Genomic DNA, 15,165 nt, shown 5'->3' with positions numbered 1-15,165 from the left:
AGACTGCCCGTTCCCGGCCTGACCGGGGACGGGGTCCGTCCGAACCTTCCGCCCATCCGGCACCGGCGAGACCGCTCATGGCCTTTCTCGAACTCGACGGCGTCACCAAGCGGTTCGGTCCGCACAACGCGGTCGACCATCTCGATCTGACCGTCACCAAGGGCGAGTTCGTCTCGCTGCTCGGCCCGTCCGGCTGCGGCAAGACCACCACGCTGCAGATGATCGCCGGCTTTCTCGATCTGTCCGGCGGCGCCATCCGGCTGGATGGACGCAACCTCACCGAGGTCCATCCCTCCCGGCGCGGCCTCGGCATCGTGTTCCAGAGCTACGCGCTGTTCCCGCACATGACCGCAGCCGAGAATGTCGCCTTCGGCCTGGAGATGCGCCGCGTGCCGGCCGCCGAACGGGCCGAGCGGGTCGCGTCAGCGCTGGCCATGGTCGGTCTCGCCGGCTTTGCCGACCGCTATCCGCGGCGCATGTCGGGCGGCCAGCAGCAGCGCGTGGCGTTGGCCCGCGCCCTGGTGATCCGGCCGAGCCTTCTGCTGCTCGACGAGCCGCTGTCCAATCTCGACGCCAAGCTGCGCGAGGAGATGCAGATCGAGCTGCGCCAGATTCAGCGCAATCTCGGTACCACCACCATCCTGGTCACCCACGACCAGATCGAGGCGATGTCGCTGTCCGACCGCATCGTGGTCATGAATACCGGCCGGGTCGAGCAGATCGGCACCCCGCAGGAGACCTACGAGCGCCCGGCCTCCGCCTTCGTGGCCAACTTCCTCGGCAAGACCAACGAGTTCGCCGGCACCGTCGAGGCCGGAGCGCAACCCGCCCGGATCGTCGCCGGCTCCTGGAGCGCCCCGGCGCCGGCCGGGTTCTCGGGCCCGGTCACTGTCTCGGTGCGGCCGGAGAAGATTGGCTTCGCCGGCAGTTCGGAACAAGGCCTTTCGGGCCGTGTCGCCATCCGCATCTTCCAGGGCAACCACTGGCTGTTCCAGTGCGAGACCGAATGCGGCCCGGCCATCGTGATCCGCCAGAATGACGGCATGGCCCAGCCGGCCGAGGGCGAGGCCGTGCGGCTCGCCTGGCGGCCCGAGGACATGAGCCTGCGCGCTGCGGGAGCCCGGCCGTGACGGCCGCCGCGCCCGCCCCCGAGCCAACGCCTGCCGCCCCGGCGCCTGCCGCAGAGCGCGCCGGCACCGGCACGCCCTGGCCGCTGGTGCTGCCGGCCCTGATGCTGTTCGTCGCCGTGGTGCTGATCCCGCTGGCGATGACCGTGCTGCTCTCGTTCAACGACTGGGGCCAGTACAAGGGCATCGAGCAGGTCTTCATCCTCAAGAACTGGCGCGAGATCTGGGAGGACGACTACTTCCTGGAGATGTTCCTGCGCACCTTCCGGATCGCCGTCCTGGCGACGCTGATCACCGCGCTGCTCGGCGCGCCGGAAGCCTATATCCTGAACCGCATGCAGGGCCGCTGGAAGGGCTTCTTCCTGCTCGTCATCCTCGGCCCGCTCTTGATCTCCGTGGTCGCGCGCACGCTCGGCTGGGCGCTGCTGTTCGGCGGCGCCAACGGGGTCGTCAACAAGGCGCTGATGTCGCTCGGCGTGATCGGCGCCCCGATCCCGTTCATGTTCACCGAGACCGGCGTCGTCGTCGCTCTCGCCCATGTCATGATGCCGTTCATGGTGCTCTCGGTGTGGGCCGCGCTGCAGCGCGTCGACCCGCAGATCGAGAATGTCGCCATGTCGCTCGGCGCCGGACATGCCACCATCCTGCGGCGCATCGTGCTGCCGCAGATCATGCCCGGCATCCTGTCGGGGGCGATCATCGTCTTCTCGCTGTCGGCCTCGGCCTTCGCCACGCCGTCGATCATCGGCGGCCGGCGCCTGAAGGTCGCCGCCACGCTCGCCTATGACGAGTTCCTGAACACGCTCAACTGGCCGCTCGGCGCGGCGGTGGCGGTGCTGCTGCTGGTCGCCCTGGTGCTGATCGTGGTCGGCTCCAACGCGCTGATCGAACGGCGCTATGCGGAGGTGTTCCGATGAGCCGCAACGGACCGCTGGCTCTCCTGTTCCACAGCCTGTTCGTGATCTTCATGCTGGCGCCGATCCTGGTCGTCTGCCTGGTCGCCTTCACGCCGGAAGGCTACCTGTCGCTGCCCACGCAGGGCTTCTCACTGCGCTGGTTCCGGGCGATCGCGCGCTATCCGGAATTCATCAACGCCTTCTGGGTCAGCCTGTGGCTCGGCGCGGTCGCGTCGCTGATCGCGGCCGCCTTCGCGGTGCCGGCCGCGCTTGCCATCGCACGCCACAGCTTCCGCGGCCGCGAGGCGCTGTCGGCGCTGTTCCTGTCGCCCCTGATGATCCCGCATGTGGTGCTCGGCATCGCCTTCCTGCGCTTCTTCACGCAGACCGGCCTCAGCGGCACCTTCCCGGCCCTGCTGATCGCCCATGTGGTCGTCGTCTTCCCCTTCGCGCTGCGCCTGACGCTGGCCGCCGCGACCGGCATGGACCGCTCGGTCGAGATGGCCGCGGTCTCGCTCGGCGCCGGCAGCTGGACCCTGTTCCGGCGCGTGACGCTGCCGCTGATCCTGCCCGGCGTGATTTCCGGATGGGCGCTCGCCTTCATCCAGTCCTTCGACGAACTGACCATGACGGTCTTTCTCGCCGCCCCGGGCATCGAGACGCTGCCGGTGCGCATGTTCCTCTACATCCAGGACAATATCGATCCGCTCGTCACCTCGGTCTCGGCCAGTGTGATCGCGGTGACCATGCTCGCCCTGGTCCTGCTCGACCGCTTCTTCGGTCTCGACCGGGTGCTCTCCGGTCACGGCGACCGGGGGCGTTAGGAGACAATATGCGCAACGACTACGACATCGCCGTGGTGGGCGGTGGCCTGCTCGGCTCGGCGATCGCCTGGGGCCTCGGCCGAATCGGCCAGCGCGTCGTCGTCCTCGACGAGGGCGACGTGACCAAGCGCGCCTCGCGGGCCAATTTCGCGCTCGTCTGGGTGCAGAGCAAGGGCCTCGGCATGCCGGCCTATACGGTCTGGACCGTGCGCGCCTCCGAGACCTGGGCACAGCTGGCCGCCGACCTGAAGGACCAGACCGGCCTGGATGTCGGGCTGCAGCGCAATGGCGGCTTCCACCTGGCGCTGTCGGAGGGCGAGCTCGAGCAGCGCGCCAACACGCTGAAGCGGCTGCACAACCAGATCGGCGCGGCCGACTACCAGGTCGAGGTGATGGACCACGACCGGGTTGCCGCCATGCTGCCGGCGATCGGCCCTGAGGTGGTCGGCGGAACCTTCTGTCCGCTCGATGGACACGTCAATTCGCTGCGCAGCTTCCGGGCCTTCCACACCGGCTTCAAGGCCTTCGGGGTCGACTACCGGCCCGAGCATCCGGTCACCGCGATCGCGCAGAGCGGCGGCGAATTCCGCCTGACCACGCCGAAGGGCGAGATCCGCGCCGGCAAGGTCGTGCTCGCGGCCGGCAACGCCAACGAGACGCTGGCCCCGATGGTCGGCCTGAAGGCCCCGATGGGCCCGACGCGCGGCCAGATCGTGGTCACCGAGCGCACCATGCCGTTCCTGCCGCATCCGCTGACCACGATCCGCCAGACCGACGAGGGCACGGTGATGATCGGCGACAGCAAGGAGGACCTGCTCGACGATTCCGGGCTGGATCTGTCGATCAGCACCGTCATGGCCGACCGGGCGCGCCGCACCTTCCCGCTGCTCGGGCGGCTCAACGTGGTGCGCACCTGGTCGGGCATCCGGGTCATGCCGAAGGATGGCTTTCCGGTCTACGACCAGTCGGAGAGCCACCCGGGCGCCTTCGTCGCCTGCTGCCATTCGGGCGTGACGCTGGCCTCCAACCATGCCTATGCGCTCGCCCCGATGATCGCCGCCGGCCAGCTCGACGCGGCCCAGGTCGGCGCCTTCACGGGCCGCCGCTTCGACGCCGCCGCGACCACCGGCAGCGGCTACTACTGACGGGCGCCCGGCGCCTCGGAGATAGCGATGTTCAAGCGATTGCAAGCGGATACGCGCAAACCCGTCGGGATCTTCGTCGATGGGACGGCGGTGACGGCGCGCGAGGGCGACACGGTCTCGGCCGCCCTCCTCGCCTCCGGCCTGGACGTGCGCCGCACCACGGCCGTCAGCGGCGCACCGCGCCTGCCCTATTGCATGATGGGCGTCTGCTTCGACTGCCTGGTCACCGTCGACGGCACCGGCAACCGGCAGGGCTGCCTGATCCCCGTGCGCGAAGGCATGCGCATTGAAATCCAGAAGGGCAAGAGGGAGATCGGCCGATGAGCGCCGGACCGACCCGTTCCGAATACGACGTCGTGGTCGTCGGGGCCGGCCCGGCCGGCCTCGCTGCGGCGGCGACCGCGGCCGGCGCCGGCCTTGCGACCCTGCTGCTCGACGAGAATGCCGGTCCCGGCGGCCAGGTCTGGCGCGCCATCGACACGACGCCGGTGCGCGCGCCGGACCTGCTCGGCCGAGACTACTGGGCGGGCGCCGGTTTGGTCGCGGAGGCGCGCGCCAGCGGTGCGGAGATCCTGCAGGGCGCCACGGTCTGGAGCCTCGACCGGAACCTGGAGGTCGCCATCTCGATCGGCGGCGGCTCGCGCTTCGTCACCGCCCGCCGGGTCGTGCTGGCGACCGGCGCGCTCGAACGGCCGTTTCCGATCCCGGGCTGGACGCTGCCCGGCGTGCTGACCGCCGGCGCCGCCCAGACTCTGCTCAAATCCTCAGGCCTCGTGCCCGAGGGCCGTACGGTGCTGGCCGGGCAGGGGCCGCTGCTCTGGCTGCTCGCCGCCCAGATCCTGCGCCTCGGCGGCGGCATCGACCTGATCCTCGACACCGCCGAGCGCGCCAATTGGCGCCAGGCCTGGCGGCACGCGCCCGGCTTCCTGTTCACACCCTATTTCGCCAAGGGCCTTGCCCTGATGCGCGAGGTCAGGGCGAAGGTCCGTGTCGTCTCCGGCGTCACGGTCTTGTCGGCGGAGGGCGACGGCCGCGTCGAACGGGTCGCCTACACGGCCGGCGGGCGGCGCGAGACGCTGCCGGTCGACACGCTCCTGCTGCACCAGGGCGTGGTGCCGAACGTCAATCTGGCCATGGCGGCGGGCGTCAAGCATGCCTGGGATCCGATCCAGCTGTGCTGGGCGCCGGTGCTCGACGAGACGCTGGCGACTTCGGTCCCCGGCATCGCCATCGCGGGCGACGGCGCCGGCATCGGCGGGGCGCCGGCAGCCGTGGTGCGCGGGCGCATCGCCGGACTGGCCGCCGTCGAGGCGCTCGCCCCTTCGAGCATCCGGCGCGGACCCTCGATGGAGACCCTGCGGGTCGCGCGCGACAAGGCCGAGCGCGGCCGCCGCTTCCTCGATCTCCTGTTCCGGCCGTCCCGGGCGTTCCGCATCCCGGAGGGCGACACCGTTGTGTGCCGCTGCGAGGAGGTGACGGCGCGCGACATCCGCGACGCGGTGGCGATCGGGGCGACCGGGCCGAACCAGCTGAAGGCCTATCGGCGCACCGGCATGGGCCCGTGCCAGGGCCGGCTGTGCGGCTTGACCGTGACCGAGCTGATGGCCGATGCGCGCGGACTGACTCCCGAGGCGATCGGCTACTACCGCCTGCGGCCGCCGGTGAAGCCGATCTCGCTCGCCGAGCTCGCCGACATGCCGCAGTCCGAGTCGGCTGTGCGCGCCGTGGTGCGCTGATGGCCGTCCGTCGCGACGCGATCATCGTCGGCGGCGGCATCCACGGCTGCTCGACCGCCCTGCATCTCGCCCTGCGCGGCTTCAAGCCGGTGCTGATCGAGAAGGACTATGCCGGCCGCCACGCCTCCGGCGTCAATGCCGGCGGCGTGCGCCAGCTCGCCCGCCACGTCGCCGAGATCCCGCTTTCGATCCGCTCCATGGATGTCTGGGAGGGGATCGAGGACCTGCTCGGCGACAGCTGCGGCTTCGAGAATGCCGGCCAGGTGCTGGTCGCCGAGGATGAGGCCGAACTCGAGGCCTGTCGCGCCCGCGTCGCGGACCTGAACCTGCGTGGCTTCGACCACGAGGAACTGATCGACGGGGCCGAGCTGCGGCGGCTGGTTCCGGCGGTCGCCGAGACCTGTCCCGGCGGCATCGTCTCGCGCCGCGACGGCGCGGCCGAGCCGGCCCGCACCACGACGGCCTTCCGCCGCCGCGCCGAGGCGCTCGGCTGCCTGGTCCGGGAGGGCGTCGCGGCCGCCAATGTCCGCCGCGAGGCCGGCCTGTGGCGGGTCGATGCCGGGGCGGAAACCTACGAGGCGCCCGTGCTGGTCAATGCCGCCGGGGCCTGGGCCGGGCGCATCGCCGCCGCGCTCGGCGAGCCGGTGCCGGTCGAGACCGTGGCGCCGATGCTGATGATCACCTCGCGCGTGCCGGCCTTCATCCGCCCGGTCGTGATCCTGCGCGGCCGCAAGCTGTCCTTCAAGCAGTTCGCCAACGGCACCGTTCTCATCGGCGGTGGCCATCTGGCCAAGCCCTATCCGGAGAGCGGCGAGACCGTGCTCGACTGGCGCAAGCTGCAGGAGAGCGCCCGCACGGTGTTCGATCTCTTTCCGGTCATGCGCGGCGCCACCATCGTGCGCGCCTGGGCCGGCATCGAGGCGCGCACCCGCGACGACCTGCCTGTGTTCGGTCCGAGCGGGCGCCACGAAGGCCTCTACCACCAGTTCGGCTTCTCGCTGCACGGCTTCCAGCTCGGCCCCGGCGCCGGCGCCGTGATGGCCGAGATGATCGCCACCGGCCATACCAACACCCCGATCGACGGCCTCGGCATCGGCCGCTTCGCCCGGGCCTGACCGAAACCCCGCCAACCTCCGGAGATCTCATGACCATCACCCGCACCATCCGCACGCCGATCATGCACCGCGCGGTCATCGCCAACGGCTTCGTCTTCGTCGGCGGCACGATCGCAGACGACACCAGCCTGTCGATGGGCGAGCAGACCCGCAACATCCTGGGCAAGATCGCCGGCTATCTGAAGGAAGCCGGCACCGACATGACGCGCGTCGTCTCGGCCTCGATCTTCGTGACCGATCTGTCGAAGAAGAAGGAGATGGATGCCGTCTGGACCGAGACCTTCGGCGACGACCTGCCGACCCGCGCGACCGTCGGCGTCGCCGATCTTGGCGGCGGCGCGCTGATCGAGGTGGTGGTGACGGCGCTCGCCGGCTGATCTCCGAGACCGGTCTCCGGCACCGGTCGTCGCGCCCCGTCGGTTCCTCGGCGGCGCGGCCGCACTCGGCCGTCCGACCGAGGCCGACGGTCACGCTCGATGACCGTCGGGCTTCGTCACGCGGCCTTCTCATGCCGCTGTCGGACACGACAAAGCCGCATCGCTCGAATGGCCCGGCCTGCCTGGGCCGCCCGGGCCGCCGGCCTCAATTGGCCGCGAAGCAGTAGAACAGGCCGGCGCCGCCGGTGCTCTTCAGGGCGTCCTGGCTGCAGCCGCCGCGCGAATTGTGCGACGAGTTCCAGCTCTTCGCCGCCGCGGATTCGTCGAGCCCGGTGCGGTCCGAATGGCCGACCGTGGCGATGCCGTCCGCCCCGCTCTTGGTCCAGTTGCCGCAGGTGCGATCCTCGCCGGCCGCGAAGGCGGTGCCGTCGGGCTGGGTGCCGGTGAGCACGTCATGGGTGTTGGGCGTGTCGCCGCGGCCGTTGACCACCGCCCCCTTTTCGGTCAGCGCGGTCGCCTTGGTGATGCCGTTGGCGCTGCCGTGCAGGTCGTCGACGCTCTTGGCGATCACATCGCCCTTGGCGTTGACCCACGGCCCCTTGCCGATCCGGTCACGCGCGTTGACGGCGCCGGCACCCTGCGTCGACAGATAGGCCCGCCAGGTCTTGGCGCCCGCGCCGACCGCCGCGGCCAGCGTCTGGCAATGCTTGTCGGCGCCCTCCAGTCCGCCGAGATCGGCGCCCTTGCCGGCGCCCGTGCTGGTGACGAAAAACGACACATTGGCCGACTGGGCCGCCGCCGGACCTGTGTCGGCGAATGTGACCGCCGCCGCGGCGGCAGCGACTGCGATGAACGTGATGCCCTTCATGCTTCCCTCCATGGCATGCGCGAGTGGAGGGCCCGCTCGGTCCGCGGGTGGCATGGCGATGGCCACGGTCGACCGGCCTGCCCCCGAAAACTCGGAACTCGACGCTGCGCCATCGGACGGTTGCCGGTCTGCGCGATCGTCGGCTCCACGGCAGGCTTGGCCCCGCTCGGACCGGGTGTCTCGTTCTTGTCCCGGTGACGTTAGGCTAGGCACACATCGAGTTATCGGCAAATGACAAGATGTTGACGCCGGGGCCTGGCAGGGAATCGTCGGCCGGTCCCGCGTCTCGGCAGCCGCGCCTTTTGCCCGGAACGCGGGTCGCCCTAGAGCAAGGTCCGATCAGAGCGGCTCGCTCTGATCGGAGAAAGCTTGCGCAAACAAAAACATGCAGAGCATCATCCGATCCACTCAGATCGGATGATGCTCTAGCCGGTGCCGGCCTGCGGTTCCCGTCCGATCGCCCGTGCGGACCGCATTCCGGGCGATCGGGGCGGAATCGCGTCGAAGAGACGGTGTCGAAGGACGGCCGCCGGCGATCCGGCGGATTCGCGCCAGCAAGCCGTGCGCCGATCCGCGATCATCCGGGGTCTTAACCGCGAGCCCAACGCCCCCGGTCACGCGCCTGCCCAGGCCCGGACCAGGTGCCAGGCGATGGCATAGGGGTTGGCGGCGAAGAGGCCGTCCGGATGGGTACGGTCGAGCATGGCGCGGGTCTCGGCACGGGAGAACCAGCGGCAATCCTCCAGTTCTTCCTCGTCGCGGCGAATCTCGGTGGTGACCGCCTCGGCGAGACAGCCGATCATCAGGGTGGAGACCATCGGCCAGGGCTGGCTGGCATGGTAGGTGACGCGGCCGACCTCGATGCCGGCCTCCTCCCAGGTCTCCCGCCGCACCGCGGCCTCGATCGTCTCGCCCGGCTCGATGAAGCCGGCGAGGCACGAATACATGCCGGGGGCGAAGCGCGCCTGCCGGCCGAGCAGGCAGTTCTCGCCATCGGTGACCATCATGATCGCGACCGGATCGGTGCGCGGGAAATGCTGCGCGCCGCAGGCCGGGCAGTCGCGCCGGTAGCCGGCGGCGGCGGGTCGCGAGGGCTGGCCGCAGCGCGAGCAGAAGCGGTGCGATTCGTGCCAGCCGAGCAGCGAGCGGGCCTGCGCGATCGCCCCCATCTCGTGGGCCGGCAAAGCGCCCTGCAGGGCCAGCGAGCGCAGGTCGATCAGCTTGAACGGCCCGCCCTCGCGACCCTCGGCCTCGATCGCCTCGGGCGGCAGCCGGGTTTCGGCGGCGAACCAGGGGGTCGCGCCGGGCAGGTCGGTGGCGATGTCGGCCCCGCTATCGAAGCCGAGGAGAACAGGGGCGGCCAGATCGGCGCCGAGCCTGTCGGCGACGACCCGGTCATGGGCGGCGGTGAGCCGGCCGGGATCGCGCAGCGACACCACCGGTCGGTCGCCGGAATAGAGGACGAAGCGGGCGTCCGGCACCGCCAGCTGGCGGGCGAACCAGTCCGCATCGCCGCGCTTCTCCGACAGGCGGTCGAGACGGTTGCCGGCGAAGCCGACCCGGGCGGAGGGCTCGTCGGCGAAAAACGGAAACGGCATGAAGGCCTCGTGGCACGCTGTTCGGGGGGATCGTTCGGCCGTCCGGGTCGAACGTGGGTCGGATGGCGAGCGGCGGCCGGAGCGGGGAGGCGGCCGGGCAGGGGATACCGGCTCCGCCCCGGGGATCGGGGGCCGTCAGGCCAGGGCCGCGCGCAACGCCGCGATCAGGCGGTCGCGTTCGGCCGGATCGTAGGGGCGGCGCTCGACCTTGCCCCAGACCGGTGCCGGCCAGGCCGGGTCGGTCCGGAATCGGGCGATGACATGGACATGGAGTTGGGCGACGACATTGCCGAGGGCGGCGACGTTGAGCTTGTCGCAGCCGGTGATCGTTCTCAGGGCGGTGGAGACCCGCGCGATCTCGTCCCACAGCCAGCCCTGGTCGTGGCGGGACAGATCGACGATTTCGACCAGGTCCGGCTGGCGCGGCACCAGCACGACCCAGGGATAATTGGCATCGGTCAGCAGACGCACCGACGAGAGCGGCAGGTCGCAGATCGGCAGCGTGTCGGCATCGAGGCGGGGATCGAGCGTGAAGCCGGTCATGGCGGGTCCTGTCGGGCTGGCGACCGGGCCTGTCGCGGAAGGCCGGTTCTGTGGATGGCGGGGCGGCCGATCGCCAGGGAGCGGCCGGGTCGAGATGTAGCCCTTGCAAGTCGCCGGTCAATCCATGATATGAGGACCCCGGGAGGTCGGCGGTGGACGTCGCCACTCGTCGATCTGGTCAGGTCCGGAAGGAAGCAGCCAAGGCGGGTCGGGCACGGGTCATCGTCCGGCCTCCCACCGCCTCGATTTTGGGGTGTCACGATTTGAGGTCGCCCGCCGAGCGGCGGCCGGCCGGAACCGGCCGAGCGCCGGTTCCGCTGAACGCGCGGGTGCCGCATGGACGGTCTCTTCCCGACCGACAGCCTGCCCGAGACCGCCGGGCCGACCGATGCGGCGAAGCCGGGCGCCGCGAAATCCGGCGCCTACCGGGTGCTCGCCCGCAAGTATCGCCCACAGAGCTTCGACGACCTGATCGGCCAGGAGCCGATGGTGCGCACGCTCTCGAACGCCTTCGAGATCGGCCGGATCGCGCAGGCCTACATGCTGACCGGCGTGCGCGGCGTCGGCAAGACCACCACCGCCCGCATCCTGGCCCGCGCGCTCAACTACGAGATCCCCGGACAGATCGACAAGCCGACCATCCACATGCCGGTGGCCGGCGTGCATTGCCAGGCCATCATGGAGGGCCGGCATGTCGACGTGATGGAGATGGACGCCGCCTCGCATACCGGCATCGAGGACATCCGCGAGATCATCGAGGCGGTGCGCTACAAGCCGGCCACGGCGCGGATGAAGGTCTATATCGTGGACGAGGTCCACATGCTGTCCAATGCGGCCTTCAACGGTCTCCTGAAGACCCTGGAGGAACCGCCCGAGCATGTGAAGTTCATCTTCGCGACGACCGAGATCCGCAAGGTGCCGGTGACCATCCTGTCGCGCTGCCAGCGCTTCGACCTGCGCCGCATCGAGGCCGGCGTGCTGACCGCCCATCTGCGCCGGATCGCCGAGGCCGAGCGGGTCGGGATCGAGGACGAGGCGCTGCGCCTGGTCGCGCGCGCCGCGGAGGGCTCGGTGCGCGACAGCCTGTCGCTGCTCGACCAGGCCATCGCCCATGGCGAGGGGCAGATCACCGCCGACCAGATCCGCGAGATGCTCGGCCTCGCCGACCGCACCCGGGTGATCGACCTGTTCGGCCAGGTCATGCGCGGCGACGTGGCGGCGGCGCTGCAGGAACTCGAGGCGCAGTATGCGGTCGGCGCCGACCCGGCGACGGTGATCGCCGATCTCGCCGAATTCACCCATTTCGTCACACGGCTGAAGCTGGTGCCCGGTGCGGCCGAGGACGGCGCGGCGACCGAGGCGGAGGTGACGCGCGGCCGCGACTATGCCGAGGGCCTGTCGCTCCGGGTGCTCGGGCGCGCCTGGCAGATGCTGCTCAAGGGCTTCGACGAGGTCAAGACGGCGCCGAAGCCGCTGGCGGCGGCCGAGATGGTGATCGTCCGGCTCGCCTATGCGGCCGACCTGCCGACCCCCGACGAGGCGCTGAAGCTATTGCGCGACGCCGGTGGCTCCGGAGGCCCGTCACCGGGTCCGTCCGGTGGCGGCCTGTCGGGTGCGGGCGGTGGGGCCGGTGGCCCTCCTCGCATGGCCGGCGGCTCGCAGGGACCGGGCGGCGGCGCCATGCCGGGGGCGCCGACCGCCTCGGGCGAACCGCGCGCCGCACCCCGGTTGGTCGCCTCGTCGGCCGCCATGGCATCCGCGGCGCCAGCCGGCGCCCAGGCCGCCGCGGTCCCGTCTCCGGCGGCCCCGTGGGAGGAGCCGCGCGCGTCTGCCGTACAACCGTCCCCTTCCCCTTCCCCTTCCCCGGTACCCGCCGCCACCGCGCCCGCCGGCGACACGCGCCCGCTCAACAGTCTCGAGGACATCGCCGCGCTCGCCGCCGAGAAGCGCGACATCCGGCTGAAACTCGCCATCGAGCGGCAGCTGCGGCCGGTACGCGTCGAGGACGGGCGGATCGAGTTCTCGCCGACCCCCGAGGCGGCGAAGGATCTGGCCCAGGAACTGGGTCGCAAGCTCGGCGACTGGACCGGCCGGCGCTGGATGATCGCCATCTCGCGCGAGACCGGCGGGGCGACGGTCGCCGAGGAGCGCGAGGCGGCCCGCAACCGGCTGGTCACCGACGCCCGCGCCGATCCGCTGGTTGCCGCCGTGCTGAAGCGCTTCCCCGGCGCCATGATCGTCGACGTGCGCGTCCACAAGACGGCCGAAGAGGAGGCCGCGGCGGCGGCGGGCGCGCCGATCCTGCCGGCCGGGTCGGAGGATTTGCCGGCGGACGCCTACACGGCACCGGTCGACATGGACGATCCGGGCTGGGCGCCGGACGATTGACGGTCGCAAACGGCCGCCTGCACCCCAGATTCCATGAACACCCCCAACCCGAGGAGCTCCGATGGACTTCCTGAAGATGATGAAGCAGGCCAAGGACATGCAGGCGCGGATGGCGGGCCTGCAGGACGAACTGGCCACGATCGAGGTGTCCGGCGCCTCCGGTGCGGGCCTCGTCACCGTCACGGTCTCCGGCAAGGGCGAGATGCGCTCGGTCAAGATCGACCCGTCGCTGCTGAAGCCGGACGACGCGGAAATCCTTGAGGATCTGATCGTCGCGGCGCATCGCGACGCGAACGCCAAGGCGGAAGCGGCGATCGCCGCCAAGATGGCCGAACTGACCGGCGGTCTCGGCCTGCCGGCCGGTTTCAAGCTGCCGTTCTGACGCCGGCCCGGGCTCGCGCGTGCCGGCCGGCTCGAAGGGTTTGGGTTTCGGAACCTGGGGCGGTCAGACGGTGCGGTCGAGCACGCGACCGAGGCCGGAGGTGATCGGGGCCTTGGTGACCTCCTTCTCGACGACCTTCTCCTTGTCTTCCTTGCGGGTCTCGGTGGCCTGGCGATCGAGACGCGTGTTGCCGCCGAGATCGATGAAATGCTTCCGCTGCGCCTTGTCCACGCTGGTCATGCCGCTTCTCGCCCCCTGTTCTGCGGCGGATCGTTGGACGGCATCCGTGAATCCCGACTTGCGCGGATCGTTCAAAGTCTAGGCAATCTGGAAATTTCCGGGGAGGAATTGCGGCTCCCCGCCGACGAGGCCCATTCCCATGTCGAAATCCATCGCCGGGCCCGAGATCGAGCGTCTGATCCAGCTGCTCGGCAAGCTGCCCGGGCTCGGGCCGCGTTCGGCGCGGCGGGCCGCCCTGGCGCTCGTGAAGCGCAAGGAAACCCTGCTGGCCCCGCTGGCGCGCGCCTGCACTGAGGTCAACGAAAAGGTCGGCGTGTGCACGGTCTGCGGCAATGTCGACACCGTCGATCCCTGTTCGATCTGCCGCGATCCGCGCCGCGACGAGAGCACGATCGTGGTGGTCGAGGACGTGTCCGATCTCTGGGCCCTGGAGCGGGCCGGCGCGATGGCGGCGCGCTATCACGTGCTCGGCGGGGTGATGTCGCCGCTCGACGGCATCGGCCCGGACGACCTGAACATTCGCGGCCTGATCGAACGCTGCCGCTCGGGCCGCGTCGGGGAGGTCATCCTCGCGGTCAACGCCACCGTCGAGGGCCAGACGACCGCGCATTACATCACCGGCGAGATCGCCGGTCTTAAGGCCGACGGGATCGACGTGACGGTGACCCGGCTGGCCCATGGCGTGCCGGTCGGCGGGGAACTCGACTATCTCGACGACGGCACTTTGGCGGCGGCCCTGAAAGCGCGGACGCGGTTCTGAGCCCGGGGCCCCCGCGCCCACGAAAAAGCCGGCGCCGCGGGGATGTCCGTGACGCCGGCTCGAAGCGCCCGCGGCCGGGCGGTCAGATCACTTCTTCGCGCCGAGCGCGGTCTCGTCGATTTCGACCTTCGCGGTCTTCTTCAGCTGGGTGAGCGCTTCGGAGAACTTCTCCTGGACGACCTGCTGGCGGAGCTGGTCCTTGACCTCGTCGAGGCTCGGTACCTTCTGCTTGCGCTTGTCCTCGACACGGATGACGTGAAAGCCGAATTGGGTCTGCACCGGGGTCTTGGTGAACTCGCCCGGCTTCAGCTCCTGCACGGCCTTGTCGAACTCGGCGACCATTTCGCCGGCGCCGAAATAGCCGAGATCGCCGCCTTCCTTGGCCGAGCCCGGATCCTGCGACTTGTCGGCCGCGATCTTGGCGAAATCGCCGCCCTTGGCGATGTCGGCGATAATCGCGTCGGCCTCTTCCTTGGTCTTGACCAGGATGTGGCGGGCGCGGGTCTCCTCCGGCGGGGTGGTGCCGCCGACATACTTGTCGTAGGCCGCCTTCACATCGGCGTCAGTGACGGAGCCGTCGACCTTGATCTTCACGAATTCGTTGATCAGCAGACGCTGCCGCAGGTTCTCCAGCCGCTTCTTGAATTCGTCCGACGCGCCGAGGCCGTCCTTGTCGGCCTGACCGGCGAGGATCTGGATGTCGATCAGGCGGTCGAGCGCGGCGCGGCGGCGGGCCGGTTCCGGCAACTGGGCAAACTGCTGCGACATCTCGGCCATCACGGCGGCAAGGTCGGACTCCGTGATCGGCTTGCCGTCGACGGTCGCGATCTTCTTGTCCTCCGCGGCCGCGGCGGGCGTCCATCCGGCCGATCCGATCACGGCCGCCGAGGCCAGAAGGGCGGCCAGGACCGCGATGCGTGACGCTTTGATCATCGGAACTATCCTTCGATGGTTTCTTCGCCCCGATAGGGACCGATTGCGGCGGGGCCGTGAATTCGGGCCGGCACATTGGTGCAAAGCCGTGACGTTGACAACAGGGAGGCCCCCACTTATCTCTGCCGCGGCCCCCCGTGGCGCCGGGTTTCGGCTCGTCTTGCGACGGGCTGTCGCGCCCCGCCAGCCCCTCTCGCCGGCTCGCCGCGCGGAGTTGAAAAACGAGGGCCGGT

Annotated in this window: 16 protein-coding genes and 1 other RNA gene; 12 read left to right on the top strand and 5 right to left on the bottom strand. The window is 70.4% G+C overall.

All coding sequences use genetic code 11. The features are described from left to right. Nucleotides 1-77: 77 nt before the first annotated feature. The 8 genes from KL771_RS14800 to KL771_RS14765 all read left to right on the top strand — a co-directional run bounded on the left by KL771_RS14800 (nucleotide 78) and on the right by KL771_RS14765 (nucleotide 7,220). Nucleotides 78-1,130, top strand: a complete 1,053-nt coding sequence (locus tag KL771_RS14800) for an ABC transporter ATP-binding protein (RefSeq protein WP_261969327.1) — start codon at nucleotides 78-80, stop codon at nucleotides 1,128-1,130. An 83-nt stretch (nucleotides 1,131-1,213) separates the two neighbouring features. After that, complete coding sequence (locus KL771_RS14795; RefSeq protein ID WP_261969601.1) at nucleotides 1,214-2,044, top strand: ABC transporter permease; 831 nt, start codon at nucleotides 1,214-1,216, stop codon at nucleotides 2,042-2,044. After that, nucleotides 2,041-2,847 (top strand): ABC transporter permease, encoded by an 807-nt coding sequence (locus KL771_RS14790; RefSeq protein WP_261969326.1) that lies wholly within the window; start codon nucleotides 2,041-2,043, stop codon nucleotides 2,845-2,847. Before KL771_RS14795 ends, KL771_RS14790 begins: the two co-directional genes overlap by 4 nt. An 8-nt stretch (nucleotides 2,848-2,855) precedes the next feature. Further along, nucleotides 2,856-3,992: an NAD(P)/FAD-dependent oxidoreductase gene (locus KL771_RS14785; protein ID WP_261969325.1), complete on the top strand. Its 1,137-nt coding sequence runs from the start codon at nucleotides 2,856-2,858 to the stop codon at nucleotides 3,990-3,992. A gap of 27 nt (nucleotides 3,993-4,019) precedes the next feature. Then, a complete protein-coding gene (locus KL771_RS14780) occupies nucleotides 4,020-4,316 on the top strand; it encodes a (2Fe-2S)-binding protein (RefSeq protein WP_261969324.1) in 297 nt (98 codons plus the stop codon). Next, nucleotides 4,313-5,728 carry an FAD/NAD(P)-dependent oxidoreductase gene (locus KL771_RS14775; RefSeq protein WP_261969323.1) on the top strand — a complete coding sequence of 472 codons (1,416 nt, stop codon included), beginning with the start codon at nucleotides 4,313-4,315 and terminating at the stop codon, nucleotides 5,726-5,728. The genes KL771_RS14780 and KL771_RS14775 overlap by 4 nt, the downstream gene beginning before the upstream one ends. Next, entirely contained in the window at nucleotides 5,728-6,843 is a 1,116-nt protein-coding gene (locus KL771_RS14770) for an NAD(P)/FAD-dependent oxidoreductase (RefSeq protein WP_261969322.1), read from the top strand. Before KL771_RS14775 ends, KL771_RS14770 begins: the two co-directional genes overlap by 1 nt. A 29-nt stretch (nucleotides 6,844-6,872) precedes the next feature. Then, on the top strand, nucleotides 6,873-7,220 hold the full coding sequence (locus KL771_RS14765) for a RidA family protein (RefSeq protein WP_261969321.1): 348 nt from the start codon (nucleotides 6,873-6,875) through the stop codon (nucleotides 7,218-7,220). A gap of 205 nt (nucleotides 7,221-7,425) precedes the next feature. Here the strand turns inward: KL771_RS14765 and KL771_RS14760 are convergent, their stop codons facing one another. The 3 genes from KL771_RS14760 to KL771_RS14750 form a co-directional block, all read right to left on the bottom strand. Further along, entirely contained in the window at nucleotides 7,426-8,088 is a 663-nt protein-coding gene (locus tag KL771_RS14760; protein ID WP_261969320.1) for a hypothetical protein, read from the bottom strand. A 614-nt stretch (nucleotides 8,089-8,702) separates the two neighbouring features. Then, a complete protein-coding gene (nudC, locus tag KL771_RS14755) occupies nucleotides 8,703-9,686 on the bottom strand; it encodes an NAD(+) diphosphatase (RefSeq protein ID WP_261969319.1) in 984 nt (327 codons plus the stop codon). A gap of 135 nt (nucleotides 9,687-9,821) precedes the next feature. After that, nucleotides 9,822-10,229, bottom strand: coding sequence for an HIT domain-containing protein (locus KL771_RS14750; protein ID WP_261969318.1), 408 nt, complete (start codon nucleotides 10,227-10,229; stop codon nucleotides 9,822-9,824). A gap of 140 nt (nucleotides 10,230-10,369) precedes the next feature. On the opposite strand from KL771_RS14750, the gene ffs reads away from it, so the two are divergent. The 3 genes from ffs to KL771_RS14735 all read left to right on the top strand — a co-directional run bounded on the left by ffs (nucleotide 10,370) and on the right by KL771_RS14735 (nucleotide 12,999). Next, an RNA gene (gene ffs, locus KL771_RS14745) (signal recognition particle sRNA small type) lies at nucleotides 10,370-10,468 on the top strand. A gap of 97 nt (nucleotides 10,469-10,565) precedes the next feature. Next, on the top strand, nucleotides 10,566-12,617 hold the full coding sequence (locus KL771_RS14740; protein ID WP_261969317.1) for a DNA polymerase III subunit gamma/tau: 2,052 nt from the start codon (nucleotides 10,566-10,568) through the stop codon (nucleotides 12,615-12,617). A 61-nt stretch (nucleotides 12,618-12,678) separates the two neighbouring features. Further along, nucleotides 12,679-12,999: a YbaB/EbfC family nucleoid-associated protein gene (locus KL771_RS14735; protein ID WP_261969316.1), complete on the top strand. Its 321-nt coding sequence runs from the start codon at nucleotides 12,679-12,681 to the stop codon at nucleotides 12,997-12,999. A gap of 63 nt (nucleotides 13,000-13,062) precedes the next feature. Here the strand turns inward: KL771_RS14735 and KL771_RS14730 are convergent, their stop codons facing one another. Continuing rightward, on the bottom strand, nucleotides 13,063-13,239 hold the full coding sequence (locus KL771_RS14730) for a hypothetical protein (protein ID WP_261969315.1): 177 nt from the start codon (nucleotides 13,237-13,239) through the stop codon (nucleotides 13,063-13,065). A 139-nt stretch (nucleotides 13,240-13,378) separates the two neighbouring features. On the opposite strand from KL771_RS14730, the gene recR reads away from it, so the two are divergent. Continuing rightward, on the top strand, nucleotides 13,379-13,999 hold the full coding sequence (gene recR, locus KL771_RS14725) for a recombination mediator RecR (protein ID WP_261969314.1): 621 nt from the start codon (nucleotides 13,379-13,381) through the stop codon (nucleotides 13,997-13,999). An 87-nt stretch (nucleotides 14,000-14,086) separates the two neighbouring features. On the opposite strand, the gene KL771_RS14720 is transcribed toward recR, so the two are convergent. Beyond that, nucleotides 14,087-14,932, bottom strand: coding sequence for a peptidylprolyl isomerase (locus tag KL771_RS14720; protein ID WP_261969313.1), 846 nt, complete (start codon nucleotides 14,930-14,932; stop codon nucleotides 14,087-14,089). Nucleotides 14,933-15,165: the final 233 nt, after the last annotated feature.

This window comes from Prosthecodimorpha staleyi (assembly GCF_018729455.1).
Taxonomy (GTDB): domain Bacteria; phylum Pseudomonadota; class Alphaproteobacteria; order Rhizobiales; family Ancalomicrobiaceae; genus Prosthecodimorpha; species Prosthecodimorpha staleyi.
The sequence above is the reverse complement of the archived record's forward strand: the minus strand, read 5'-3'. Positions and strand labels throughout refer to the sequence as shown.

Excerpts from the sequence above, each read along its gene's own strand:
- KL771_RS14730 (WP_261969315.1), bottom strand. The coding sequence starts at position 13,239 with ATGACCAGCGTGGACAAGGCGCAGCGGAAGCATTTCATCGATCTCGGC.
- KL771_RS14800 (WP_261969327.1), top strand. The coding sequence starts at position 78 with ATGGCCTTTCTCGAACTCGACGGCGTCACCAAGCGGTTCGGTCCGCAC.
- KL771_RS14765 (WP_261969321.1), top strand. The coding sequence starts at position 6,873 with ATGACCATCACCCGCACCATCCGCACGCCGATCATGCACCGCGCGGTC.
- KL771_RS14760 (WP_261969320.1), bottom strand. The coding sequence starts at position 8,088 with ATGAAGGGCATCACGTTCATCGCAGTCGCTGCCGCCGCGGCGGCGGTC.
- KL771_RS14735 (WP_261969316.1), top strand. The coding sequence starts at position 12,679 with ATGGACTTCCTGAAGATGATGAAGCAGGCCAAGGACATGCAGGCGCGG.
- KL771_RS14780 (WP_261969324.1), top strand. The coding sequence starts at position 4,020 with ATGTTCAAGCGATTGCAAGCGGATACGCGCAAACCCGTCGGGATCTTC.
- KL771_RS14790 (WP_261969326.1), top strand. The coding sequence starts at position 2,041 with ATGAGCCGCAACGGACCGCTGGCTCTCCTGTTCCACAGCCTGTTCGTG.
- KL771_RS14775 (WP_261969323.1), top strand. The coding sequence starts at position 4,313 with ATGAGCGCCGGACCGACCCGTTCCGAATACGACGTCGTGGTCGTCGGG.
- recR (WP_261969314.1), top strand. The coding sequence starts at position 13,379 with ATGTCGAAATCCATCGCCGGGCCCGAGATCGAGCGTCTGATCCAGCTG.
- KL771_RS14720 (WP_261969313.1), bottom strand. The coding sequence starts at position 14,932 with ATGATCAAAGCGTCACGCATCGCGGTCCTGGCCGCCCTTCTGGCCTCG.
- KL771_RS14785 (WP_261969325.1), top strand. The coding sequence starts at position 2,856 with ATGCGCAACGACTACGACATCGCCGTGGTGGGCGGTGGCCTGCTCGGC.
- KL771_RS14750 (WP_261969318.1), bottom strand. The coding sequence starts at position 10,229 with ATGACCGGCTTCACGCTCGATCCCCGCCTCGATGCCGACACGCTGCCG.
- KL771_RS14770 (WP_261969322.1), top strand. The coding sequence starts at position 5,728 with ATGGCCGTCCGTCGCGACGCGATCATCGTCGGCGGCGGCATCCACGGC.
- KL771_RS14740 (WP_261969317.1), top strand. The coding sequence starts at position 10,566 with ATGGACGGTCTCTTCCCGACCGACAGCCTGCCCGAGACCGCCGGGCCG.
- nudC (WP_261969319.1), bottom strand. The coding sequence starts at position 9,686 with ATGCCGTTTCCGTTTTTCGCCGACGAGCCCTCCGCCCGGGTCGGCTTC.